The 23513-nt window shown below is 68.1% G+C and carries 27 protein-coding genes and 2 tRNA genes; 11 read left to right on the forward strand and 18 right to left on the reverse strand.

Features of this window, described 5'->3' with window-relative positions; translation table 11 throughout:
• The first annotated feature begins 175 nt into the window (after nucleotides 1-175).
• Nucleotides 176-520, forward strand: coding sequence for a hypothetical protein (locus ACIBF8_RS13620; protein WP_396783022.1), 345 nt, complete (start codon nucleotides 176-178; stop codon nucleotides 518-520).
• On the opposite strand, the gene ACIBF8_RS13625 is transcribed toward ACIBF8_RS13620, so the two are convergent.
• The 7 genes from ACIBF8_RS13625 to ACIBF8_RS13655 form a co-directional block, all read right to left on the reverse strand.
• Nucleotides 511-639: a hypothetical protein gene (locus ACIBF8_RS13625; RefSeq protein WP_396783024.1), complete on the reverse strand. Its 129-nt coding sequence runs from the start codon at nucleotides 637-639 to the stop codon at nucleotides 511-513. The two genes, ACIBF8_RS13620 and ACIBF8_RS13625, sit on opposite strands and share 10 nt — an antisense overlap.
• 347 nt (nucleotides 640-986) lie before the next feature.
• The gene (locus ACIBF8_RS13630; protein ID WP_396783025.1) at nucleotides 987-1403 is read right to left on the reverse strand and encodes a type II toxin-antitoxin system VapC family toxin; all 417 of its coding nucleotides are present in this window, start codon (nucleotides 1401-1403) and stop codon (nucleotides 987-989) included.
• Nucleotides 1385-1639 carry a FitA-like ribbon-helix-helix domain-containing protein gene (locus ACIBF8_RS13635; protein ID WP_396783026.1) on the reverse strand — a complete coding sequence of 85 codons (255 nt, stop codon included), beginning with the start codon at nucleotides 1637-1639 and terminating at the stop codon, nucleotides 1385-1387. Before ACIBF8_RS13635 ends, ACIBF8_RS13630 begins: the two co-directional genes overlap by 19 nt.
• An 805-nt stretch (nucleotides 1640-2444) precedes the next feature.
• The gene (locus ACIBF8_RS13640; RefSeq protein WP_396783028.1) at nucleotides 2445-3278 is read right to left on the reverse strand and encodes an SDR family NAD(P)-dependent oxidoreductase; all 834 of its coding nucleotides are present in this window, start codon (nucleotides 3276-3278) and stop codon (nucleotides 2445-2447) included.
• A 38-nt stretch (nucleotides 3279-3316) separates the two neighbouring features.
• Complete coding sequence (locus ACIBF8_RS13645) at nucleotides 3317-3571, reverse strand: aldo/keto reductase (protein ID WP_396783030.1); 255 nt, start codon at nucleotides 3569-3571, stop codon at nucleotides 3317-3319.
• A 344-nt stretch (nucleotides 3572-3915) separates the two neighbouring features.
• A complete protein-coding gene (locus tag ACIBF8_RS13650) occupies nucleotides 3916-4662 on the reverse strand; it encodes an SDR family NAD(P)-dependent oxidoreductase (protein WP_396783031.1) in 747 nt (248 codons plus the stop codon).
• Nucleotides 4663-4749: 87 nt separating this feature from the next.
• Complete coding sequence (locus tag ACIBF8_RS13655; protein ID WP_396783032.1) at nucleotides 4750-5688, reverse strand: alpha/beta hydrolase; 939 nt, start codon at nucleotides 5686-5688, stop codon at nucleotides 4750-4752.
• 156 nt (nucleotides 5689-5844) lie between these two features.
• Here ACIBF8_RS13655 and ACIBF8_RS13660 point away from each other — a divergent pair, with 156 nt between their 5' ends.
• The 3 genes from ACIBF8_RS13660 (at nucleotide 5845) to ACIBF8_RS13670 (ending at nucleotide 7581) form a co-directional block, all read left to right on the forward strand.
• Nucleotides 5845-6306 carry a MarR family winged helix-turn-helix transcriptional regulator gene (locus tag ACIBF8_RS13660; RefSeq protein WP_396783033.1) on the forward strand — a complete coding sequence of 154 codons (462 nt, stop codon included), beginning with the start codon at nucleotides 5845-5847 and terminating at the stop codon, nucleotides 6304-6306.
• 53 nt (nucleotides 6307-6359) lie between these two features.
• Nucleotides 6360-6722 carry a hypothetical protein gene (locus ACIBF8_RS13665; protein WP_396783034.1) on the forward strand — a complete coding sequence of 121 codons (363 nt, stop codon included), beginning with the start codon at nucleotides 6360-6362 and terminating at the stop codon, nucleotides 6720-6722.
• A 79-nt stretch (nucleotides 6723-6801) separates the two neighbouring features.
• Nucleotides 6802-7581, forward strand: coding sequence for a transposase family protein (locus ACIBF8_RS13670; RefSeq protein ID WP_396783131.1), 780 nt, complete (start codon nucleotides 6802-6804; stop codon nucleotides 7579-7581).
• Between the two features lie 417 nt (nucleotides 7582-7998).
• Here the strand turns inward: ACIBF8_RS13670 and ACIBF8_RS13675 are convergent, their stop codons facing one another.
• From ACIBF8_RS13675 to ACIBF8_RS13690, 4 genes are all read right to left on the reverse strand, one after another.
• A complete protein-coding gene (locus ACIBF8_RS13675) occupies nucleotides 7999-8439 on the reverse strand; it encodes a hypothetical protein (RefSeq protein ID WP_396783035.1) in 441 nt (146 codons plus the stop codon).
• 76 nt (nucleotides 8440-8515) lie between these two features.
• Nucleotides 8516-8884 carry a hypothetical protein gene (locus ACIBF8_RS13680; RefSeq protein ID WP_396783037.1) on the reverse strand — a complete coding sequence of 123 codons (369 nt, stop codon included), beginning with the start codon at nucleotides 8882-8884 and terminating at the stop codon, nucleotides 8516-8518.
• Nucleotides 8885-9293: 409 nt separating this feature from the next.
• On the reverse strand, nucleotides 9294-10031 hold the full coding sequence (locus ACIBF8_RS13685; protein ID WP_396783038.1) for a DUF4386 domain-containing protein: 738 nt from the start codon (nucleotides 10029-10031) through the stop codon (nucleotides 9294-9296).
• 146 nt (nucleotides 10032-10177) lie between these two features.
• Nucleotides 10178-10900: an NAD(P)-dependent oxidoreductase gene (locus ACIBF8_RS13690; RefSeq protein ID WP_396783132.1), complete on the reverse strand. Its 723-nt coding sequence runs from the start codon at nucleotides 10898-10900 to the stop codon at nucleotides 10178-10180.
• A gap of 181 nt (nucleotides 10901-11081) precedes the next feature.
• Here ACIBF8_RS13690 and ACIBF8_RS13695 point away from each other — a divergent pair, with 181 nt between their 5' ends.
• The gene (locus ACIBF8_RS13695) at nucleotides 11082-11702 is read left to right on the forward strand and encodes a TetR/AcrR family transcriptional regulator (RefSeq protein WP_396783039.1); all 621 of its coding nucleotides are present in this window, start codon (nucleotides 11082-11084) and stop codon (nucleotides 11700-11702) included.
• Between the two features lie 439 nt (nucleotides 11703-12141).
• On the opposite strand, the gene ACIBF8_RS13700 is transcribed toward ACIBF8_RS13695, so the two are convergent.
• Complete coding sequence (locus ACIBF8_RS13700; protein WP_396783041.1) at nucleotides 12142-13053, reverse strand: LysR family transcriptional regulator; 912 nt, start codon at nucleotides 13051-13053, stop codon at nucleotides 12142-12144.
• A 159-nt stretch (nucleotides 13054-13212) separates the two neighbouring features.
• Between ACIBF8_RS13700 and ACIBF8_RS13705 the strand changes: the two genes are divergently transcribed.
• The 5 genes from ACIBF8_RS13705 to ACIBF8_RS13725 all read left to right on the forward strand — a co-directional run bounded on the left by ACIBF8_RS13705 (nucleotide 13213) and on the right by ACIBF8_RS13725 (nucleotide 16762).
• Nucleotides 13213-13947, forward strand: coding sequence for an SDR family NAD(P)-dependent oxidoreductase (locus tag ACIBF8_RS13705; RefSeq protein ID WP_396783042.1), 735 nt, complete (start codon nucleotides 13213-13215; stop codon nucleotides 13945-13947).
• An 84-nt stretch (nucleotides 13948-14031) separates the two neighbouring features.
• Complete coding sequence (locus ACIBF8_RS13710) at nucleotides 14032-14649, forward strand: NADPH-dependent F420 reductase (RefSeq protein WP_396783043.1); 618 nt, start codon at nucleotides 14032-14034, stop codon at nucleotides 14647-14649.
• 81 nt (nucleotides 14650-14730) lie between these two features.
• On the forward strand, nucleotides 14731-15354 hold the full coding sequence (locus tag ACIBF8_RS13715) for an NADPH-dependent F420 reductase (protein ID WP_396783045.1): 624 nt from the start codon (nucleotides 14731-14733) through the stop codon (nucleotides 15352-15354).
• A 52-nt stretch (nucleotides 15355-15406) separates the two neighbouring features.
• Nucleotides 15407-16348 carry an SDR family oxidoreductase gene (locus tag ACIBF8_RS13720; RefSeq protein ID WP_396783046.1) on the forward strand — a complete coding sequence of 314 codons (942 nt, stop codon included), beginning with the start codon at nucleotides 15407-15409 and terminating at the stop codon, nucleotides 16346-16348.
• 57 nt (nucleotides 16349-16405) lie between these two features.
• The gene (locus ACIBF8_RS13725; protein WP_396783047.1) at nucleotides 16406-16762 is read left to right on the forward strand and encodes an NADPH-dependent F420 reductase; all 357 of its coding nucleotides are present in this window, start codon (nucleotides 16406-16408) and stop codon (nucleotides 16760-16762) included.
• A gap of 380 nt (nucleotides 16763-17142) precedes the next feature.
• On the opposite strand, the gene ACIBF8_RS13730 is transcribed toward ACIBF8_RS13725, so the two are convergent.
• The 4 genes from ACIBF8_RS13730 to ACIBF8_RS13745 all read right to left on the reverse strand — a co-directional run bounded on the left by ACIBF8_RS13730 (nucleotide 17143) and on the right by ACIBF8_RS13745 (nucleotide 20912).
• Nucleotides 17143-17216 (reverse strand) — tRNA-Ile (locus ACIBF8_RS13730).
• A gap of 121 nt (nucleotides 17217-17337) precedes the next feature.
• Entirely contained in the window at nucleotides 17338-18576 is a 1239-nt protein-coding gene (locus ACIBF8_RS13735) for an NAD(P)/FAD-dependent oxidoreductase (protein WP_396783048.1), read from the reverse strand.
• Entirely contained in the window at nucleotides 18566-20683 is a 2118-nt protein-coding gene (locus ACIBF8_RS13740) for an MMPL family transporter (RefSeq protein ID WP_396783050.1), read from the reverse strand. Before ACIBF8_RS13740 ends, ACIBF8_RS13735 begins: the two co-directional genes overlap by 11 nt.
• A 156-nt stretch (nucleotides 20684-20839) precedes the next feature.
• Nucleotides 20840-20912: transfer RNA gene (locus ACIBF8_RS13745), tRNA-Asn, on the reverse strand.
• Nucleotides 20913-21174: 262 nt separating this feature from the next.
• Between ACIBF8_RS13745 and ACIBF8_RS13750 the strand changes: the two genes are divergently transcribed.
• Nucleotides 21175-21579, forward strand: coding sequence for a hypothetical protein (locus tag ACIBF8_RS13750; protein WP_396783051.1), 405 nt, complete (start codon nucleotides 21175-21177; stop codon nucleotides 21577-21579).
• 64 nt (nucleotides 21580-21643) lie between these two features.
• Here the strand turns inward: ACIBF8_RS13750 and ACIBF8_RS13755 are convergent, their stop codons facing one another.
• Together ACIBF8_RS13755 and ACIBF8_RS13760 are read right to left on the reverse strand one after the other, a co-directional pair.
• Nucleotides 21644-22651, reverse strand: coding sequence for a sugar phosphate isomerase/epimerase family protein (locus tag ACIBF8_RS13755; protein WP_396783052.1), 1008 nt, complete (start codon nucleotides 22649-22651; stop codon nucleotides 21644-21646).
• A gap of 213 nt (nucleotides 22652-22864) precedes the next feature.
• Entirely contained in the window at nucleotides 22865-23368 is a 504-nt protein-coding gene (locus ACIBF8_RS13760) for a sensor histidine kinase (protein WP_396783053.1), read from the reverse strand.
• Between the last annotated feature and the right edge of the window lie 145 nt (nucleotides 23369-23513).

Consider the following 23513-nt stretch of genomic DNA (forward strand, 5'->3'; position numbering starts at 1 on the left):
ACTGTCGGGCGGTGTCGGCGTCAGCCGGTGGTCTCGGCTGTATGGAGTGTCGGTCGAGCCGAGCCGGAGTCCAGGCTTCGTCCGGCAAGGCGGAGCCGCCGGGCGCAGGCCGGCCAGATCGATCGTGCCCGGGCAGGGTGGGTCCAAGACGAGGCCGACGAATACAGTTCCGGCTATGAACGAGCCGGCGGAGGTGAGGATGCCCGTGCGCGTTCGCTCGTGGCTTGGGGTCGCGACGGCCACCGTCATAGCGGCGGCCGCCACGGCGGGCTTCTGGTGGTTGGCCGTGCCCCGCTTTGACCTCTGCGCGGCCGTCCTGCCCGCGCCTGCCGGCTGCCGGATCGCCGATCGGGTGTCCACCGCGACACTCTGGACGGCTGTCGTCGCGGTGCTGTATGTGGCGACCGTCGTCGTCGCCCTCGCCCGCCCGCGTGGTCGCTGGTGGCCGTTGGCGGTGGGGATCGCGATGCTGATCGTCGCGGCGTTGTGGGGCTACCGGGCGGTGCTGTATCAAACCTGACCGGCGCGCGGGTAGAAGTCGGCCTGCATCATCGGCCAGGCCGAGACGATGCCGATGGGCTGCCCGTTGACCGTGCCGGAGCCCCGGTTCAGTGACGGTGTTGTTGCGCTCGTCGGCATCCGTGAAGGTCACCACGCCGTCCGGGAGCAGCGCGTCCATCACGGTCTGCCATTTCTTCAGCTGCGCGAACGTGTATGGGACCTCGACGGTCCGGACGCGGGCGCCCGGCTTCGCGAGTGCCTTGGCGCCCTCGCTGAGTGCCAGCGCTTCGGCCGGCTGCCGACGGAACGCGCCCTGCACGTCGGCGGGACCTGAGCGCCCCGGCGACCGGATCCGGCGACCGCGATGGTCGTCACCGCCCCCGTCGGGCTGTCGTCGAGCCAGATGCCGGCGAAGCCGGGCACTTCGCTGGTGGCGCGCAGGAGTTGCGCGTCCTCGTCCGCGACGAGCCTCGGCGCGGCCACTGTCAGGACGCCGCGAGCAGTCGGATCTCGCAGCGGACGCCGCTGGCCTTGGCGAGCCGACCATCACCGGTCACGAGTGGGCAGGCCATCAACTCCGCCGCCGCGACGTAAGCCGCGTCGTACGCCGTGACATTGCCCCGCAGCTGCCACATCCGGTCAAGCAACAGTGCGACGCCAACCTCATCGACGACCAACGAGGGCAGGGCGTCGACCGCCTCCTGCGCCCGAGCAAGGCCGAGCTTCCCGCCGAGAACCTTGCCTCTGATCACGGACATGACCTCGACCAGAAAATGGCTCGGCGCGGCCCAGTGTGGGTCTCCGGTCAGTTCCGCCCGCGCCGCGTCGCCGACCGGCCCGTCGTCAATCAGGGCGTCGGCCAGGACCGACGCGTCCACGACGATCACGCGGCGCTTCCCCACGGTCCGCGCTGCTCCCGCTGGTCATTCAACTCGGCGGCACTCTCCCCCGGCAGGGAGCGCGTACCGTCCGATCGGCCGGCGAAGCGATCAAGGGCCGCCGCGTTGCGCAACCGCCGAGCCTGCGTCTCCACCAACTCCAGCAGGTACGCCTGAAGTGACTGCCCGCGCGCCTTGGCCTGGGCCGCCAAGGCGTCTCGCACTTCCTCCGGCACGTCCCTAATCTGAAGAGCAACCATGCATTCATTATGCATGCAGCCTCGCTCGCTCGTCAGGAAAGACTCGAACCCTCGATCAACCGGTTCGCATGACGATTGCGGTACAGCCAAGAGCCGCAGGTGAGAGAAGTGCGTGGACGCTTCCTGTCGGCGCGGATGCATTGTCATAGCCGAAATGAGGGCACTGGATCATGCGCGGGTCGGTCGAGTGCCGCTTCGCCGGGCAGGTTGGGTAACGGGATCTTCGGTGACCATGACAACGACGCACATGGATGCGCCGGCTTGTTCGACCCGGCTCTGTCTACGTGATCGACCTGCTCGAGCTAATCGCGGGGGCCACGCTCGGATGCACGCTCATGGCCGCAGACAAGGCGCCCTGTCAGCTCAGCCAGGTGGTCAGCAGCCCATCGACGCAGCCGTCCACCAGCGCGGCGGACCGGCAGACACCGCCACGGAGCGCCACCTCCGGCACCGCCACACGAGTAGGGCAAACCCCGAGGGCGTACCTGATCCGGCCGATCACCGCAGCCCTCGGAGCACTCGGCCGTCAACGCACGACGACGGCCGCACCCGCCCACGTTTCACCAGGTCACGGCGCGTTCGCCAAGGCGGTTCGGGTACCGCCACATTCGCTTTCACGTTTCCCGGCTCACGTGCCATGGGTGGACCGGACGTGGCAGAACCCGAACCGCATTCCCGCAGCTGAGGCGCCAATCGTCACGCTATCAGCCATACGCCGACGCATGTCCTGACAGTCCCGCCGTGGGGGCCCTTGAGGGGTGCCCGGCACCGACATGGAACTGAATCTCGGGCGAGATCGCCGACCTCAGGCTGGCGAGGTGCCCTGTGCGAGCCGGGCGAGGTGATCCCACTCCTCCCACAGGGCGATGCGGCGCGCGTACTCTGGACGAAGCAATTTCAGGCCGTTCGCGCCGAACAACACCCGCAGCGGTGGATTGGGGTCATCAGCGACGGCGAGCATCGCCTGGGCGGCCGCAGCCGGATCGCCCGGAGCGATTCCGGTGCCCTCGAACCCCGCCATCAGCGCCTTGCGGGCATGGTCGTACTCGGGCATCTGGGGAGCAGGCGTACCGAGTTCGCTCGGGAACGTGAGTGGCTCGATGAGAGTTACGTGAACTCCGTACTCCGATACTTCTGCCGCCAGAGCCTGGCTCAACGCCTCCAGCGCCCACTTCGTTGCATGGTAAGTCCCCAGGACGGGGGTGGCGATGACGCCGCCCATGGACGAGATCTGAATGATCCGGCCACTGCGACGCTCCCTCATACGCGGCAGGATCGCCTGCGTCGCGTACAGTGCGCCGAAGTAGTTGACCTCCATCTGCACTCGTGCCTGCGCCGCGCTGACTTCCTCAATGGCGCCCATCACCGCCTGCCCTGCGTTGTTGACCAGGATGTCGATTCCGCCGAGTCGGTCTTCGGCAGTCGCGATCGCCTGATGCACCGCCGCCTCATCCGTGACGTCGAGTTCGAGCGGAAGAACCAGGTCGCCATAACTCTCAACGAGAGGACGCAGCGCGTCGGCGGATCGTGCGGTCGCAGCGACACGGTCGCCACGGGAGAGCGCGGCTTCCGCCCAGCGGACGCCCAGGCCTCGCGCTGTTCCCGTGATGAACCAGGTCTTGGGGGTGTTTGTCGTCATGCCAGTTAACTCCTTCTAACTTCCACTATCTGTGTATGTCAGGCTCGGCGCATTGACGGCCATGCCGGGCGGGTCGTCTCGCTCGCCGCGTCGATCGCGGCGAGCAGTTCGGGAGGAAGCGGCGCACTCCGCACCGCGTCGAGGTTCTGGACGACATGTTCGGGTCTGGACGCGCCGAGGATGATGCCGTCGCTATGTGCGGCGCCGAGCTTCGAGTGGTGCACGAGCCAGCGCAGGGCAGCGTCGGTCGGTGAGACGCCCAATGCTTCGCAACTGGCCCTGAGCTGACGCATTCCTTGCAGGTACGGCTCGTTCCAATATCGGCGGCGATACTCGACGCCCCACCGGCGTCATCGCGACCAAACCGGCCGCCCAGGCTCCGGCCTGGTGTGAAAGCGACGCAGCTGCGGAGACGGCGTCAAAGGCCTGTTCGAAGCCTTCGCCACTGTCACCGGCCCTGATCTGCTACTGCCCCGAAGGAATGGAGAAGCACTGTGAGGTCAGCTGGTGGAGCGGATGTTGGCGGGGGCACAGGCGGGTCGATGACAGGGGCCCGTTCGGGGTCGTGGCCAGGGCGCCACCGGGTGGTGGTGTCGTGGCACGACCCCGTCGGGCACGGCGTCGGAGCGGAATCCACTCAGACGACCGTACGGCCACCGTTCACGTTCAGAATCACGCCGGTGACAAACCGTGCCTCATCGCTGACGAGGAACGCGATGGCGGCGGCGATGTCCTCCGGATCGGCGACGAAACCCAGCGGTGCCTGCGCCGCGAGCACCTGCAGGAACTCCCCCAAGCCCTCGGATCCCGGGGTACGGGTCGGGCCGGGGCTCACGGAGTTCACGCGCACGCCGGCCGGGCCGAACTCGGCTGCCCAGCTCTTGGTGAGCAGGTCCAGGGCGGCTTTGCTCGCGCCGTAGACAGACAGGCCCGGGAGCGCGACTTCGGCGGCGAGCGTGGAGATGTTGACGATCGCTCCACGGCCCCGTGCCGCCATCGCGGGCGCAAGGTTCGCGACCAGGTAGAACGGTGCCTTCAGGTTGGTGCCCAGTACCGCGTCGAAGGCCGACTCCTCGGTGCCTGCGGTCGGTCCGCCGGTTCCGATCGCCGCGTTGTTGACCAGAACGTCGAGGGTTCCGCCGGCGGACTCGGCAACCTGGGTGGCCTTGGCCGCGAGTTCTACTGCGGATTGCGCGTCGCGTAGGTCGGCGCCGACAAAGTAGGCCTCTCCCCCCGCGGTGCGGATCTGCTCCACCACTTCCAGCCCTCGTTCGGCATTGCGGCCGGAGACGACGACACGAACGCCATCGCTGGCGAGCTTGAGTGCGGTGGCGCGACCGATTCCGCTTGTCGAGCCAGTGATGAGGGCAGTCTTAGTCTCCATAGGATCTCCTTGCCTGGGCGATTACAGATGGGCTTGTGGTTGCGCTCGGATGGCGTTGTTGTTGCGGGCCCGACAGTGGTACGCGCGTCACAGGTTCTGTAGGAAGGCGACGCGGTCGGCGAGCGCGCTCCGTGCCACGCGGGTGTCGGGCGCAAACTGGTCGAAGCCGTGGATCGCGCCGGGGCGTACGGAGAGGTGCACGGTCACGCCGTGGTCCATGAGCTGCTTGGCGTAGGCGACTGTCTCCGCGCAGAAGAGGTCCAGTTGACCGACCTCAAGATAGGTTGCCGGCAGATCGCGAAGTGTGTCCGCGCGGGCGACCGAGGCGGACGCGGGCACGTCGTCGGTGCCGTACTTGTCGCCGAGGTAGGCGCGCCAGCCGGTGATGTTGTCGGCGACCGACCAGGCAAGGAACGGTTCGATGGCTGGGTCGGCGACTGCCGTGCGGTCATCAAGCATCGGGTAGATGAGGATCTGCGCGGCCAACGGCCCGACCCCACGGTCGCGGCACACCAGCGCCGTTGCGGCCGCGAGACCACCCCCGGCGGAGTCACCCATGAGCGCGACCCGTGCCCCGGGTACGCGCTCCGCCGCATGCTCGATCGCCCACTCGACCGCGGCGACACAGTCTTCCACGGCGGCTGGAAACGGCGATTCGGGCGCCAGACGGTAGTCGACTGCGATCACTGCTACCCCGGCCTCGGAGGCGTAGCGGCGGCAGACGTGGTCGTACCCGTCGAGGCTTCCGGCGATGAGACCACCACCGTGGACGTAGACGACAAGAGCGTGCGGTAGGTTCGCCGGCTTGTACAAGCGCAGCGGGACGGCGTGCCCGTCCGAAGACGGCACCGTGAGATCGATCGTCTCGACAGGGTCGTCGCGTGTCGCAGCGGCCGCCAACCCGCCATAGACGGCGTCGATGTTCGCCCGCCGGGTCTTCCAGTCGCCGACGACCGGCGGTGTCGGTGAGGCGGCGGCTGCAATCGCACCGACTGCCTCAAGAAGTTCGTTGTCGATGGTCAGCACTGTGAAACTCCTCGTTTTCGTAAGTAGCGGTCATCCTCAACGGCACACCGCTAGGACCATGAACGTTCACGGCATCCGGCTTACGTCAACACACTACCTGATGCGTGCGCACGCACCTAACCCTGGCGGCACGCATGCGCTGATAGCATGGATCCCGTGAAGGCACCCCGGACAACAGCCGCGATAATCTCCCAGACGGAGCAGGACGGCTGGTTCGGGCTGATCTACGCCCAGGCCGCCATGCGATCACGGATCGAGGCCGTGCTGATGGAACGCCACCGGCTCTCGTTCAGCGCCTTCGAGATCCTCTGCCGCCTCAAGGACCTCGAACCCCAGCCCGTCCGCTCCCTGGCGAGTGAACTGGTGACCGTCAGCCCTACCCGGGCGTCCCGGCTCGTGCAGGACCTGATCGACGCCGGCCACCTCGTACGTGGCGCCAACCAAGGTGACGGCCGGATCTCTCTGATTAGCCTGACCGAGGACGGACGCCGCTACATTCAGACCGTGGCACGGACCTTCGAGGAATCGATCAAGAAGTTCTTCGTTGACCCCCTCGACGCGGACGACATCGCCGCACTCGTCCGCATCTGGCAGAAACTGGAAGCATCCGAAGACTAAGAGACGTCTCGTAAATCCGAGCGGGGTTCACAGCCGGATGCGATCCTCGGGGCATGACGGGCCCAGCGCAGGATGGTGCCGAGGTGGCATACATGCGGGAGGTCACCGCGTTGGCCGAGAACCTAATCGCCGCCGAGGATCCTTACGAGGTAGCGCTGGACATCCACGGGGTGTCTGCGCATGCGTCAATCGAGGTGGATCCGGCCGGCTCCGTGTACCTCATCTGGGGCGAACTTACCGACCGGGTGGAGCTCAAGCCTGACGAGCGTGAGCAGGCCACAGCTGAGATGGTCCGGGCGGCACGGGAGTGGCTATCGCTGGACCTTGCCAATCGCGAGGCCGTGGCCAGGTATCTGGACTACTGGGTGCACGACGTGTGCGGCTATGCAAGGCGGGCCGGCCCAGGCGCTGCCTGACTGACGAAACCTCTGACTAAGCGGTACCTCGTAGCCCCGGGCATCTGTCTGTTGAGGATGGTGGGGCAGGATGCCGGGGGTGCAGGTGATCTCGGCAGCTCGCTCGGAGTGGATCTTTCCGTTCACCGGGCTGAAGCCCGCCCAGTTCCGCACGCTGGTCCGGCTGGTCGCCGAGCGTGGCGGTGACGGCATCGCTGATGGCCGACCAGGCCGGCAATGGGCTCTCGACCTGCCGGACCGGGTGTTGCTGGTCGCGGCGTACTGGCGGACGAACCTGACGATGCGCCAGATCGGCCCGCTGTTCGGAGTGTCGCACTCCGCGGCGCACCGGGTGATCGACACCCTCGCACCGCTGCTGGCACTGGCGCCGGTGCGTAAACGGCCGGTCGCGCAGATCGCGATCGTCGACGGGACTCTGGTCCCGACCCGCGACCACCGGCTGGCGGCCAGGAGCAAGAACTACAGGTACTCGACGAATCTGCAGGTCGCCATCGACGCCTCCACCCTTCTGGTAATCGCCGTCGGCGACCCGCAGCCGGGCAACCGCAACGACACGATCGTCTACCAGACCTCGGGCATTGCCGAGAAGCTGGACGGGCGGCCCGTGATGGCCGACGGCGGCTACCGCGGTAACCCCGAGGTGATCATGCCGTACCGCAAACCCGCCGACGGCAGCTCGCTACCCGCCTGGAAGGAAGCCCTCAACGTCGAGCACCGTACCGTCCGAGCGGGAATCGAACACGCCCTGGCCAGGATGAAGTGCTTCAAGATCCTGCGCGACTACCGCCGCGCCGCCCACACATTGACCGACGCCGCATCCGGCATCGCCAATCTCCACAACATCATTCTCACCGGCTGACCACCGGCCGGTGTCGGGCAAACGCCTTCACCTACTTACGAGACATCGCTTAGCCTCGATGATTCGGAGGGTAGCCGGCCCAGGCCGGTGTCCTTGGTGCATCGGATGCGGTTGTCGACGCGGGCGTGGGTCCGGTGGCGGGCCTCCAGCCACTGCCAGGTCGGGACAAGGCCCGCCTCTCTGGTGGGGCGGGCGGGACTCGAACCCGCGGCCGAGGGATTATGAGATCAAATGCCCGCCCCGCCGACCCGGACGCATGGGTTGCTGGCAGCGGAAACGCCTCTCGACAACTCCCATCAGTCCCCCGCTGCCGGTCGGCCTCTTGCGGACTAGATGCGGACTGCCCGCGCCAGGCGGCCCGGAAGTGCCAGTTTGGAGGGTGATCGATCGCTGGTGCTCCACCTCGATTTGCACACGTCAGCAAAGGGCCCCTGAGTCGGGCGAATCGGCGATGTGCACATCGAAGGTGCCCGGCAATGGAAACGAAAGGTTCATATACACCGTGCCACCGCTAACGTCCTTGCTCGCGCATAGTTTGGCAACGCCTGCACCGGAGGGCGTCACCAGCCACGCATCTTTTTTCGCTACCTGCTGGTAGAAAGAGACGATGGCCTGTTCGTTAGATTCGCCGTGATACTGGCGGCCTGCGTAGGCAACTAGCCGGTCCACGTCGCATCCGGAGTACGGCGTGTCTGGCTGCACTCCGTTTGGCTGCTCCATCAATAGCGGGGCGGCCCCCAGCGTAGTGGCTCGGCTCTGACACTCCGTGAATTTAGCGCCAGGCCACCAGACATACGCAATAACACCGCCGGCGACTACCAGAGCGACGACGCCAGAGACGGCCATGCGCCTGAACATCCCGCCACGGTATCGGCATCCAACCCTAGGGGGAAGGCCCGACCTGATCTATGACTGTGGTTAGCAGACCGAGCCTTCATGAACGGGTGCTGACTGGCCCTTGCTGCGAGCGGGTCTCCTCGTCGGGCAGTCGCAGACCGTCCAGCCTCCCGGACGGGGACAAGGTGGAGCGCCTCACCAGCCGAACGACCTTGGCCCCGGTGGGCGGGGTTGTCTTGGGCGAGACGTTCGAGGGCATATAGGCCGGCGAGGCGGACCGGGCCCTTGTCGGAGCCGAGCTGGTCGGCGGCTTGACGTACAACTCGGTGACGCGCTTTTCCCCGGCGTCGTACTCGGTGGCCTGCTGGGTTCGCTCGGCCAACTGCTGCCGGCGAAACGCCAACAGCAGCGCGAACGCGGCGGTCACCGACGCGCCGATGGTCAAACCGGTCCGGACGGACTCCACCCGCAACTTCGCCCGCTCCGTCACTTACTGCCGGAACCGAACCTTGCCACCACGTGACCGCGACCCAGGTGACCATCCCCACCAGGACCACCCCGGTTGGAACCACCCACGACCGTAAGGGCCGCACCTGCCGATTCGGCGGCATCGGCGCGGCGGACGCCTCATGCTTTACGCCGTCCCGCCGCCATGGCAGCACCCCCGCGACCAGCACCGCCAAGCCTCCCGCTACCGGCACCAGCACCGGCCAGCCGGAAGCCAGGACACACCACCACGACCGGGGAACCACCGCCAGCAGAACCAGCCCGCCGGCTGCCAGTCCACGCGGTCAGGCTGGGATACTCGCGCCGCCGAAACTACCTGATCATGGCCGCACCATGGCTCCTCGTCTGCCACGTACCGCTCCTCTGCTTCAAGCCCATCTCCGCCGCCGGACGTCCGACGCCGGTGCGGTGAACCCATCTGCGTCCTGTTCGGGTAGCCGCACGGCCTTGATCAGCAGCCACGCGATGAACGAAAGTTCCGCGACCGCCGCAGGAGTCATGGCGAACGGCGAAATGTTTGCGCCGAAGTCGGGGGCAAGAAAGCGCGCGAACACGTCCACGAGGTGGCCGAAGCATCCGATCACCAGCAGGACGCCCAATATCTTCGGGAAATAGCCTGACTTGACAACTAGGTAGCCCAACGGCAGCAACCACAGGCCGAAGTACGTCTGGGCAATGAGATACCCGTCGTGTTGCATATCGGCGAACAACATAGTTAGCTGGTCGGAAGCTGCCGAACCGAAGGCGCCGGTGTAGTCCTGGGCGGTGGCGATCGTCAGCGCCGCTTTTTGGTTGAGCAGGTTCAGGCTTTGGATCGCGACGCTGACCGCGACGAAGGTGACCATGGCGGCAGCAGCCATCTGGCTGACGTGCTTGAGCAGCAGGTACAGGGCCATGCTCGTCAGCAGAAAGACGGTGGCCCCCACCAACTCGCTGACAAAACCGATGCGAAAGAGGGTGGCCGATCTGTCGATGTTGTCGGCTGTGGCCGCGGTGTCCCCCGATTCGACGATGCGCGTGTTCACTAGCCCGGCGAAGATGGTGAACACGGCGACGATCAGATACAGGAATCCTGCGATTCTCGCGAGCGTCGTCGGTGCGGTCACAGCTTAGTCCTCCTTGATTACAGGCGTCGCAGCGAGTCCGATACCTAGTGCAGACCAACCTGGGGCTGAAGATTCGTGGACGTACCTCGACCCCGCCTCCCGGCGAGGACCCTCCGTGACGCGCGGGGCGGACACGAGCCAGACGCTCACGCCGGCCGGTCGGCGTGAGCGAGGGCCGATGGGGTCAGCCGGCCGACGATGGCCGGGGCCTCGTGGACGAGGGCGTCGTTCTCCACGGCTTCGACCATGAAACGGGCGTAGTCCACGCGGCGGGTCAGGTTGCTCGCGAGGACAGGGTCACCCACGTGCTGGCTCCACACCGGCAGGCCCTGACTGTCGCCCTCCGTCAGGTCGCTGCCACGCACGACCGTCCACCTGGTGTCACTGGCAAAGATCATCCGGCACGCCTCCACCTGGTCGTCCACGTCCACGACACGGGCAAGCTTCGCCAGCCGCCCAAACACGGCCGCGTACAGCTTGAACCTCCGGGTGTACACGTCCTTGCTGCCGTCGCGGGTGATGTGCCAGCCGCAGGAGAACACCAAACGGGCGCCCGGACGTGCGTGGTTGAGCACCGCCCCTGCCGTACCGAAGGCGTAGTGGTTCACCCCCCACGGCACCAGCACCGTGAGCACGGCGTCGCATCCGTTCACCGCCCGTGCGATGACCGCACGATCGTCGGTCGCTCCGGGGATCACCGTGATCCGTCCCTCGAACTCGGCGAGCTTGTGCACGCTCTGCTCTCGGCACACGCCCACGACCTCATACCCGCGGTCCAACGCGTGCTGCACCATGTACCGCCCGAGCTTCCCGGACGCGCCGACAATGCACAGCCTCTTCCCCGTCCCCGGCTTCTTTGCTCCGTCCACACCGAGCGGTTCCACGGGCCTCCTCCTCTGTTCGCCGCCATCTCCAGCCTTACACCGTAAGGTATAACCTTGCAGTGTAAGGTTGTCAAGCGGGCCCAGCACCCCAGACAGGAGGACCCTCATGACCACAGAGCCAACCGGCACGCCTGCACCCCGCCGCAACTCGCTCAGCAAGGAGTTGGTGCTTCGTACAGCGGTCGCGCTGGCGGACGAGGCCGGCACCGGTGCGCCGAGCATGCGCAGGCTCGCCGAGCGGCTCGGCGTCGAGTCCATGTCGCTCTACCATCACTTCCGCAACAAGGACGTGATCCTCGACGGCATGGTCGACCTCGTCTTCGGCGAGATCGAGCTGCCGTCGGACGACGTCGACTGGCGGTCCGCGATGCGACAGCGGGCAGTCTCGATGCGCGGCGCACTGATCCGCCACCCATGGGCGATCAGTCTGATGGATTCACGGTCAAACCCTGGCCATGCGACGCTGCGCCACCACAACGCGGTCATCGGCTGCCTACGGTCGGGCGGCTTCTCCATCGCTGGTGCGGCACACGCGTTCTCGGTGGTGGACAGCTACATCTACGGGTTCACGCTCCAGGAGATCAGCCTGCCCTTCAAATCATCCATCGACCTCAAGGACGTGGCAGGCCCGATCCTGAAACAGATGCCCCGCGACGAGTTCCCGCACCTCACCGAGATGATCGCCGACCGCGCACTGAAACCCGGTTACGCATACACCGAGGAGTTCGACATCGGACTCGACCTGATCCTCGACGGACTGCAGCGGCAGCGCGAAAACTGGCCGTAACAAATCAGCGAACGGAGCCGGGGCCTACAGGACAACCTCGGCTCGCACAACACGCAGCCCTCGCTCCGGTTCGCGCACTGCCTCCTACGGGACGTGCCCTTCGGTCACACGTACCGCAGAGGCGCGCGCGGATGCACTGTCATGGGCCACGGTCGGAGGTCAATGAAACAAGTAGCCGATGTGAGTGCGCTGAGTGTCTGTCGGAACCGATTGCGACACCCACTTCGGCCGGTCGGCCGATATTTGCCTCGGGGTGTCTCGTCGGCTCTCGGCAGATCACGCCATCGGCGCGGATTCTCCGTATGCTCGGTGAGGTCGAGACCGAGGAGTGGAATTGTCTCGCGGTGCGCCGGCATCACCTCCGCGCCCACTTCCGCACTCCTTCGCCATTGCTTGGCCGCGTGCCCTTGGTTGGCGCTGCTGTTGTCGGTCGAACTGCTCAACCGTGCTTCGAAGCGGCATCGCCTCCAAGCTGCCACATTTCATAATTTCCACATTCTGCCGTGATCTCGGACGTCACCTGAGCCGCGGCGAGGAAATCGTCGATCAGCGGCGAGGTGCGCGATTCCGCCACAGCGAGGCACACCTGGTCGGGTGCCAGATCCGGGATGGGCACATAGCTGACCTCCGGATGCGAATAGAATACGGTCGCCGAACGGGCCAGGAACGAGATGCCCCGGCCGGCCGCGACATGCTCGAGCGTCTCGTCCACCCCGCGCACCCGGTATCCGGCGTCAGGGTGCGGGCGTTTGGTGGGCTGTGTGCTCGTGTCGGCATGCCAGAGTAGCGGCTCGCCGACCAGGTCGGCCTCGGTGATCTGTTCCTTGCCGGCGAATCGGTGGCCGGCGGGAAGCACTGCTACCCGCGGCTCGGTGTACAGCGGGGTGACGCGCAGGCCGGCCTCGTCGATGGGCAGCCGCACGTAGCCGACGTCGATGCGGCCGTCGAGCAGCATCGCGGCCTGGTCGTCTCCTTCGATCCGCCGCAGATCCACCGGTACGTCCGGGTGCTGGATGGCGAACTGCCGTACCGCTGGGGTGACCGCGATGCCCGCCCGGAAGCCGACCATCAGCCGCCGGCTGCCCTGCGCGGCCACGGTCACCCGGCGGCGGACCGCGTGCGCGGAGGCCAGCAGCGGGCCGGCGTCGGTCAGCAACTGCCGGCCGGCGTCGGTCAGCGCCACGCCGTGGCTGTCCCGGGTCAGTAGCGGAGTGCCGAGCTCCTTCTCCAGCGCGCGGATCTGCCGGCTGAGCACCGGCTGCGCGATGTGCAGCTCATCGGCGGCCCGGCCGAAGTGCAGCTTGTCGGCGACAGCGGCGAAGTAACGCAACTTGCGCAGGTCCAGATCCATGGAGCCTCCCCCGGCGATGCCTCCAGGGTATCGCAACGACCGAAAGAGGTCTTGGACAACCGACTCGGGCCAATGGCACGCTCGATAAGTACTGGTGGGCCGGAATTGAATTCCGTACGAGAAACATGACTCGGTACGGTTATGTGAATGGAGCCAGTCGTGGGAAAGCTCGATGGCAAGGTTGCGGTGATCACCGGCGCGACAAGTGGTTTGGCGCTGGCCGGTGCGAAATTGTTTGTTGACGAAGGGGCTCACGTCTTCATTTCCGGCCGGCGAAAGGACGCGCTGGACGAAGCCGTCAAGCTGATCGGCCGGAATGTGACCGGCGTGCAGGCCGATTCGGCCGACCTCGATGATCTGGACCGTTTGTTCGAGACGGTCAAGCAGGAAAAAGGCGCGGTCGACGTGTTGTGGGCGAGTGCCGGGACGGGTGAGCAGGGCAGGCTCGGCGAGATCACCGAGGAGCAGTTCGATGCCGCGTTCTCGCTGAACGCACGCGGCACGCTGTTCACGGTCCAGAAGGCGCTGCCGCTGTTCAACGATGGCGGCTCGATCCTCATGACCGGGTCGAACGCGTCGTTGCGGGGCTACCCCGATTGGAGTGTCTACGCAGCGAGCAAGGCCGTGCTGCCCGCCTACGCCCGGGTGTGGGTGTCAGAGCTGAGGGACCGGCGGATTCGGGTGAACGTGCTGACGCCCGGCCAGGTCGCCTCGCCGATGATGGAGCAGGTCATGGACGCGGAAATGAAGGCGCAGTTCGAGTCCGTGATTCCGCGGCGAGAGATGGGCCGCCCTGAGGAGATCGCGTCGGTCGCGTTGTTCCTCGCCTCGGACGAGTCGAGCTACGTCAACGGCATGGAACTGGTCGCCGACGGCGGCACCACAGTGATCTGAGCCCGTTCGGCAACCCTTCGACACCCGGCCCAGCACGCCGAACCCTCGACCAACTGATTCATACACAACAAGGGAAACAACGTCATGACCACGATCAGCATCATCGGCTCGGGCAACATGGCCACCGCCATCGGCACCCGGGCGGCGAAGCACGGCCACACCGTCGAGCTCATGAGCCGCAACACTGCCAAGGCTCGGGCGCTCGCCGACCAGATCGGCAACGGAGCCACCGTCGGCACGTTCGGCGCCAGGCCGGTGGGTGACATCGTCATCGTGGCCGTCCTGTACGCCGGCGCGGTCGACGTGGTCGAGCACTACGGCGATGCGCTGGCCGGCAAGGTCCTCGTCGACATCACCAACCCGTTCAACGCCGACGCAAGTGGCGTCGTGACCTCCGCGGGCAACTCGGTGTCCCAGCAGATCGCCGCCGTCGCCCCCGAGGGCGCACATGTCGTGAAAGCCTTCAACACGATCTTCGGCGGCGTCATCGCCGAGGACAAGCCCGTGGACGCGTTCTACGCCGGCGACAGCGCCGAGGCGAAGGCACGTGTCGCTGCCTTCCTGGAGAGCTTGGGCATGCGGGCCCTCGACGCAGGAGGGCTCGAGATGACCCACGTCCTCGAATGGGCCGGCATCCTCCTGGTGGGACTGGCCCGCAGCGGCGCCGGCTTCGACATCGCCCTGGGCGCCGAGGTCCGCTGAAGCACGGCTACCGGACTACGCCAAACATCTCGCGACCGGCGGGCATGGCGTCCCCATCCATCTTCGGAAAGCAGGCACTTCATGAGCAGCATCAGCATCATCGGCCTGGGGACCATGGCCCGCGCCCTGGCCGCCCGGACGCTCGCTGGTGGCCACGCCGTAGAGGTCGTCGGTCGCGACGCGGCCAAGGCCAAAGACCTGGCTGCCGCGCTCGGCGGCGGCGCCACGGCCGGGACATTCGGCAGCGCCCCGGCGGGCGACATCGTCATCCTCGCCGTGCCGAACGCCAGCGCCGTGCCGGTCGTCGCCGGGTACGGGGACGCGCTGGCCGGCAAGGTCATCATCGACATCACCAACCCCATGAAAGCCGACGCGAGCGGGCTGACCACCCCTGCCGGCACTTCCGCCGCGCGGGAGATCGCCAAGGCCGCCCCAGCGAGCGCGCACGTCGTGAAGGCGTTCAACACCGTCTTCGGCCACGTCCTGGCCCAAGGCCGCCCATTGGACGTGCTCTTCGCTGGCGACGACGCGCGGGCCAAGGCGAGCGTATCGGCGTTCATCGAGAGCCTCGGTTTGCGCCCCCTGGATGCCGGAGGCCTGGAGATGGCGCACTGGCTGGAAGGGACGGGCCTGCTAATGGTGAGCCTGGCCCGCCACGGCGTCGGGGACTTCAACTTCTCCCTCGGCGTCAACGTTCTGGTCTAAGCACACACCCACCACCACCTCTCGCGCCACATCACTCACTCGGAGCAGCAGAATGCGTGTTTTCGTCACTGGCGGGACCGGCCATTCCGGTTCATACATCGTCCCCGAGCTCATCGCCGCTGGGCACGAGGTCACCGGCCTGGCCCGGTCGGACACCGCCGCGGCGGCGCTGTCCGCGCTCGGCGCGAAGGTGCGTCGCGGCGACCTCCAGGACCTCGACGGGCTCAAGGAGGCGGCTGCGGACTCCGACGGCGTCATCCACGTCGCGCACCGGCAGGACCTGCTTTTCTCCGGCGGGATCCACGCCGTGGCCGCCGCAGAGGTCCCGATCATGCTCGCGTACGGCGAGGCACTGGCGGGAACCGGAAAGCCGCTGGTCGCGGCGGGGAGCATCGGCTCGCCCGGGCAGGGATTCCTGGGCCGGACGGCCACCGAGGAGGACCCGGCCCTTCCCAGCGGCGATGAGCACAAGGGCAGCCTGCGGGCTCGTAACGTCGTGGAGACCACCGTGATCGGCCTCGCCGAGCGGGGCGTGCGGTCTTCGGTCGTGCGGATCGGCAATATCGCCCACGACACGACCGATCGCGCCGGCTTCCTCCCGACACTGATCGCGCTAGCGAAGGCGAAGGGCTTCGCCGGCTACCCCGGAGACGGCACGAACCTGTGGAACGCCGTGCATGCCCGCGATGTCGCCTCCTTGTTCCGCCTGGCGCTGGAGAAGGGCCCGGCCGGCAGATACTGGCACGCGGTCGACGACGGGGGCATCCCGTTCCGCGAGATTGCTGAGGCCATCGGCAGCCGTCTCGGCCTGCCCGCCGTGAGCGTTCCCGTGGACGAACTGGTGCTGCCGGGATACTTCGGGTTCCTCGCCAACATCGTCACGCAAAGCTACCCGGCGTCCAACCTCATCACCCGCCGGACCCTCGGCTGGGAACCCGCTCAGCCCCGCCTGCTCGCCGATCTGGACAACGGCCACTACTTCCCCGCCAGCTGACGACAAGGACCCCAACCGCAACGAGTCCGGCGCATGACAAGGAGGGCGGCTCAAAATATGACCACTGTGGGATTCATCGGCAGCGGCGCCATCGGCAGCACCATCGCGCGGCTCGCCGTCGAGGCCGGGCATCAGGTAGTGCTCAGGAACTCACGCGGTCCCAAAACGCTCGCGGACACGGTCGCAGAACTAGGGCCGCGGGCGTCCGCTGCGACCAGCGGGCAGGCCGCGGCAGCCGGTGACATCGTCGTGATCACGGTGCCAGTCAAGGCCTTCCCCGACATGCCCGCCGCGCCGCTTGCCGGGAAAACGGTCATCGACACGTGCAGCAGCTACGGCCCCGAGCGTGACGGGCCCATCCCCGAGCTCGACGGCAAGTCGCCGGGGACTCCGCGCCGGCGAAGGCTGCGGTGACCGAATTCATCGAGTCCATCGGGTACAGCGCGGTGGACTCGGGGACCACTGGCCAGCAGCTGGCGCCAGGCACCGCCACGGAGCGCCACCTCCGGCACCGCTCACACCAGCAGCGCTAACCCGAGGGCGTACCTGATCCGGCCGATCACCGCGGCCCTCGGAGCACTTGGCCGCCAGCGCACGACGACGGCCGCACCACCTACACACCCACGCGTCGGTGTACAGGCCGACGCGCAGAGTCAGGTACAGCTCAACCGTACGCACCTATGCATGTGAACCTGTACGCCGACACCACGTTTCACCAGGTCACGGCGCGTTCGCCAAGGCGGTGCGGGTACCGCCACATCCGCTTTCACGTTTCCCAGCTCACGTGCCATGGGTGGGGCGGGCGGGACTCGAACCCGCGACCGAGGGATTATGAGTCCCCTGCTCTAACCGGCTGAGCTACCGCCCCGAACACCGCGCCGGATCTTATCCCGCTCGGCGGTCAGCAGCCAGCACCGAGCCGGCCGGCGCCCACGCCTGCACCAGCACGATGGGCTACAGGAATATAACAGCGTGCTCGGGTACGGCGGTCAGCCGGCGCGCAGCTCGTCCAGCACGGCTCCGGCGGCGCGCCAGCCGCTGGTGAGAGCGCCCTGGATCGATGGGGTGTCCCGGTGGTCGCCGGCCACGAACAGGCCGTCTCCCAGTGCGACCGGCTTGCGCAGCCGTCCCTGTGGTGGTGGTGCGGCGGGCAGCGCCGCCGGGATGGACACGGTGGTGAGGTGGGTCCAGTCGGCGGTGGAACGGCCGTACAGCCGGGTCAACTCGGCCCGGATGGTCGGCTCGGGTGGGGCGGTCGGGCCGACCACGGAGGTGGCGATCAGGTGCCGTCCGGCGGGCGCGTACGTGGCGGCGGCGTTGCTGAGCACCACCGTGTTGGCGACGAGTTCGCGTCGGTCGCCGTCGATCAGCAGGATCGGTTCGGTGAGCGGCGGCTCGGGCGCGCTGTGGTAGTAGGTGGTGTAGCTGTGCATGCGTACCGTCGTCAGGACCGGCAGCAGCGCGGACGCTGCGGGCGGGTCGACGGCGACCACGACGGCCCGGCAGCGGATGTCGCCGGCCTGGGTGCGGACCCGGCCGGGGGTGACCTCCGCGACCGGGGTGTCCCGGTCGAGCAGGTCGGCCGGCAGCGGTTCGGCGATGGCCCGGGGCAGCGCGGCCATCCCTTCGGCGGGCAGGCCGATCCGGCCGCGGGCGAAGGACCGCAGCACCATCGTCAGCACGCGACTGGAGGTGGACAGCTCCCGGTCGATGAACACGCCGGACAGGAACGGTCGCAGTAGCTCCTCGATGATCGCGTCGGAGAGGCCGGCCCGGCGCAGCGCCGTCTCGGTGCTGGTCTCCGGCGCGGCGAGCAGCCGGGACGTGGGCAGGGTGGCGCAGCCGGTGGCGAGCGCGGCGAAGCGCAGCCGGTCGAGCAGGGAGCCGACCCCGGCGAGCGCGGTGCCGGGCCCGCCGGTCGGCTCACGCAGCGGGTTGACCAACCGCAGCAGGTCGTCACCCTTGCGGACCAGCACACCGGAGGTGAAGTACCCGAGGTGGAGCCGGTCGGTGTCGAGCAGCGTGCCGAGCCGGGGGTAGGCGGTGTTGAGCACCTGGAAACCTCGGTCGATGAGGTAACCGTCGATCACGTCGGTGGCCACCCGGCCGCCGAGTCGGCCGCCGGCCTCCACCAACCGCCAGGGCACGCCGGCGCGGTGCAACCGGCGGGCGGCGGCGAGGCCGGCCAGGCCGCCGCCGACGATGACCACATCGGTTTCAGCCAGCACCGCGCGCCTCCCGCTCACCGTTCGCCCGGGACAACCGGCCCGGCCACCAGATCTTCGGCCCGATGTCGTACGCGAGTGCGGGCACCAGCAGCGACCGGACGATGATGGTGTCGATCAGTACCCCGATCGCGACGGCGCTACCCAGCTCGACGAGCACCACCAGTGGCAGCACGGCGAGGGCGGAGAAGGTGGCGGCGAGCACGATGCCGGCGGAGGTGATCACACCGCCGGTGACGGCGAGGCCGGAGAGCACGCCGGCGCGGGTGCCGCGCTTGACCGACTCCTCGCGGACCCGGCTCATCAGGAAGATGTTGTAGTCGATGCCGAGCGCAACCAGGAAGACGAACGCGAACAGCGGGAACGACGAGTCCACGCCGGGAAAGTCGAAGACGTGGCGGAACAGCAGCGCGCAGAGGCCGAGGGTCGCCGCGAAGCTGAGCAGCACGGTGGCGATCAGCAGCACCGGGGCGAGCAGTGCGCGCAGCAGCAGGGCCAGGATCACCGCGATGACCAGCAGCACCACCGGGATGATGACGTTCTGGTCGCGTTTCGCGGCGTCCGAGGTGTCCACGTTGATCGCGGTGAAGCCGCCCACCACCGCGTCCGCGCCGGGCACCTGGTGTACGGCCACCCGCAGCTCGCGAATGGTCCGCTCGGCGCCGTCGCTGTCGGGTGGGTCGGCCAGGGTGGCTTCCAGCTGCACCCGCCCGTCGACGACCTTCGGTGCGGCGTTCGGGTCTGGCGGGCCGGTCTGCGGTCCGGCGGTGAGGGGGCGGACGTCGGCGACGCCGGGCACGTCCTTGGCCACCTGGGCGACCTGTCGGGCGGTCTGTTCGGTGGTGAAGATGGTGGCCGGGCTTCCGGTGCCGGCCGGGTAGTGCCGGGAGATCACCTCCTGGCCGTCGACCGAGTCGGTGCGTTGGGTGAACAGGTCGGACTGGCCGAGGGTGGTGGCGCCGAGCTGGGTGAGGCCGAGGGTCAGCAGGGCCAGCACGACGGCGGTGCTCAGCCAGATCGGCCGGGCGTGCCGGGCGACGAAGCCGGCGACGCGGCTCCAGATGCCGTGCTCGGCTCGCGGGTCGGCCTGGTCGGCTCGGGGGCGTCGGGGCCAGAATGCCCACCGGCCGCCGAGCACCAGCAGCGCGGGCAGGAAGGTGAGCATCACCAGCAGGGTCGCGGCGATGCCGATGGCGGCGACCGGGCCGAGCGCCCGGTTGGAGTTGAGGCTGGACAGCAGCAGGCAGAGCAGGCTGACGATGACCGTGCCGCCGGACGCGATGATGGCCGGTGCGGCGCCCTTCCAGGCCGCCCGCATGGCGTGCCAGGGGCGGTCGTGCCGGTGCAGTTCCTCCCGGTAGCGGGCGATCAGCAGCAGCGCGTAGTCCGTGCCCGCGCCGAAGACCAGCACGGTGAGGATGCCCTGGGCCTGTCCGTTGAGTTTGACCACGTCCGCGTCGGCGAGCAGGTAGACGAAGACCGAGGCGAGGGCGTACGACATCCCGGCGGCGAGCAGCGGGAAGATCCAGAGGACCGGGCTGCGGTAGACGACCAGCAGGATGATCAGCACCACGACCAGGGTGACCAGCAGCAATGGTCCGTCGATGGCGGCGAAGACCTCGATCAGGTCGGCCAGCAGACCGGCCGGGCCGGCGACGTCCACGGTGAGGCCGTCCCGGTCCCCGCCGCTGATGTCGCGGAGTCGCTCGACGACCGCGCCGATCTCCTCGCCCTCGGCGTCGTCCACCGGTACGACCACCTGGAGCGCCTGGCCGTCCTCGCTCGGGATGGGCGGGGGCAGTGGGGTGACCACGCCGGGGATCTGGGCGAACCGGGCGGCGTCGGCGGCCACCCGTTGCCGGTCCGCGTCGGTGATCCCGGCGGGCCGCTCGTAGACGACCAGCGCCGGGGTGGTCTGCCGGTCGACGAACTCGCCGGCGAGGTCCTGGGCACGGGTGGCCTCGGCGTCGGTGGGCAGGAAGGCCGCGTTGTCGTTGGTGGCGACCTCGCTGAGGCGTCCCGCGTACGGGCCGGACACGCCCCCGATCACCAACCAGGCCAGCACGACCGCCACCGCGATCAGGGTGGCCTTGCCGCCTCGTCCGGCCATCCGCACTCACCCCCGGGATCGACGCATCAATCGACGCAGTGGGCGCCTCAGTCGACATCGACCATCCTGCCGGGCAAGCCGGTCGAGGGTGGGTGAAACCGGGTCACACACGAAAACGCCCGTCGGCCGGAGGCTGACGGGCGTCGGGTGGAGAAGCTCCCCCGATTGGACTCGAACCAATAACCTGCCGGTTAACAGCCGGCTGCTCTGCCAATTGAGCTACAGGGGATCGTGCACCGCGCGACATTCGGATCTCCCCGACGCCGTGCGACGGGACAAGAGTACAGGACATCCCCCGGTGGCGGTCCAGTGGGTTCCCTGCCCACCACCGCATTGACAATTCGGGTAAATCGCCATCCCGGCACAAGCATGCTTGAGCGGAGAGCAGGATGGGTAGTTAGCTGCGGACAGAGGACGCAGGCGCGAACAGGTCGCCTTCCGACGGGGCAACTCGCCGGGGTGACGGCGCGTCAGGTACGGAAGGAGCCGCCATGCGCGGAAAGATCATGTTTCTTGGCGGGCTGGCTGCGGGATTCGTCCTGGGCGCCCGTGCCGGCCGGGAAAAGTACGAAGAGCTCGTGGTCCGAGGCCGCAAGGTGCTCGACCACCCGACCGTCCAGGAGGCGGCCGGGGTCGCGCAGGCCCAGGCCAACAAGCTCTACAGCGAGGGCAAGGACAAGCTCGGCCAGACCAAACTGGGCGAGAAGCTGGGCACCGGCAACGGCAGCACCGGCAAGCAGGAGTTGACCGCCGCCGACGACGCGTTCGCCGGCACGCCCGCCACCGTGGGCGCCAAGGCGGGCACCAACACGGTCGGCACGACCTCCGGGTCGCCGTCGTCCACCAACCCCCGCACCAAGCCGTCCGGCTCGGGCACGAACGCCAGCACGCTCTGACCAATCGCACGTCGACGGGCCGGTCGCCGCAGGGCGACCGGCCCGTGGTCTGTCCGCGGTGCGGTCAGTCCTTGCTGCTGAACGCCGCGTCGAAGGCGGCGCTCGGTGCGTCGAAGGCGAGCCGGCGGACGAACTGCAACGCCTCCGGGGCGCCGACCAGCCGGTCCATTCCGGCGTCCTCCCACTCGACCGAGATCGGGCCGGTGTAGCCGATCGCGTTCAACGCGCGGAAGCAGTCCTCCCAGGGCACGTCGCCGTGGCCGGTGGAGACGAAGTCCCACCCGCGACGCAGGTCGGCCCAGGGCAGGTGCGAGGCGAGCCGGCCGCGCCGGCCATCCCCGGTACGCACCTTCGCGTCCTTGCAGTCGACGTGGTAGATCCGGTCGGCGAAGTCGAAGATGAAGTTCACCGGGTCCAGCTCCTGCCAGACGAAGTGCGACGGGTCCCAGTTCAGCCCGAACGCGGGCCGGTTGCCGATCGCCTCCAGCGTCCGCTTCGTCGTCCAGTAGTCGTACGCGATCTCACTCGGGTGCACCTCGTGCGCGAACCGAACCCCCACCTCGTCGAACACGTCGAGGATCGGGTTCCACCGGTCGGCGAAGTCCTGGTAGCCGCGCTCGATCATCGACGGCGGCACCGGCGGGAACATCGCCAGGGTGTGCCAGATCGACGAACCGGTGAAGCCGACGACCGTCTTCACCCCGAGCTTCGCCGCCGCCCGCGCGGTGTCCTTGATCTCCTCGGCGGCCCGCTGACGGACCCCCTCGGGCTCCCCGTCGCCCCAGATGCGGCCGGGCAGGATGCCCTGGTGCCGCTCGTCGATCGGGTGGTCGCAGACCGCCTGACCGACGAGGTGGTTGGAGATCGTGAAGACCTGGAGGTTGTGCTTCGCGAGGGTCTCCTTCTTACGCTCGATGTACGAGTCGTCGGCGAGCGCCTTGTCGACCTCGAAGTGGTCGCCCCAGCAGGCGATCTCCAGACCGTCGTAGCCCCACTCGGAGGCGAGCCGGCAGACCTCCTCGAACGGAAGATCGGCCCACTGGCCGGTGAAGAGCGTGATGGGTCGCGCCATTGTCCTTCTCCCCTGTTGTGATGGGGATTCCATGTGCGGACCGGGGCGAGGGGTGACCGGACGTACGCGGCACTCGGGCGGTCACCGGTGGGTGCGGAGCACACCTGAGCCCGGCGGGTTGCGCCTCCCACCGGGTCACCGGCCACCAGCACGGTCGCCGATCCCCACCCTATTTCCGCACCACCCCATCGGGGAAGCCCCGCGGTCGGCCGATCATTCGACCATTTCCTCCGGCGCGGGCAGGACGGCCCGTACGGTGAAGCCGCCACCGGCGCGTGGGCCGGCGGAGAACGTGCCGCCGAGCCGTTCGGCGCGCCTGCGTACCCCGAGCAGACCCCGCCCCGCGCCCGCGGTGGCGCCGCCGGACGGCGCGGGACCGGCGCCCTCGTCGCGGATCTCGATGGTGATGCCCGTGGTGTCGTAGCGCAGCCGGACCCCGACCGGAGCGCCCGGGGCGTGCCGGCACGCGTTGGTCAGCGCTTCCTCGATGATCCGGTACGCCACCACGTCGACCGGGCCGGGCAGCGGCCGGGGTTGCCCGGCCATGGTCCACCGCACCGGCTGACCGGCGGCGAAGCCCTCGACGAGCGCGTCGAGACGGTTCAGGCTGGGCGTCGGCTCGGACGGGTCGTCGGGCTCCTCCGCCCGACCCACCGCGCCCAGCATCTGATGGCCTCGCGCCAGCACCATCTCACGCCACTGCGCGAACCGCCCCATACAGGTGAAGGTACGGCAGCCCCTGCTAGGCCGCGCCCCGCCGCCCCCTCATCCCGCCGATCTTGCACTTTGTGTCGACGAAACGCCGGCTTTGTGGCATTGGTCGCGACAGAAAGCGCAAGATCGGCGGGGCGGGGCGGGGCGG

The organism is Micromonospora sp. NPDC050276, assembly GCF_044459545.1.
In the GTDB taxonomy this organism is placed as follows: Bacteria; Actinomycetota; Actinomycetes; order Mycobacteriales; family Micromonosporaceae; genus Micromonospora.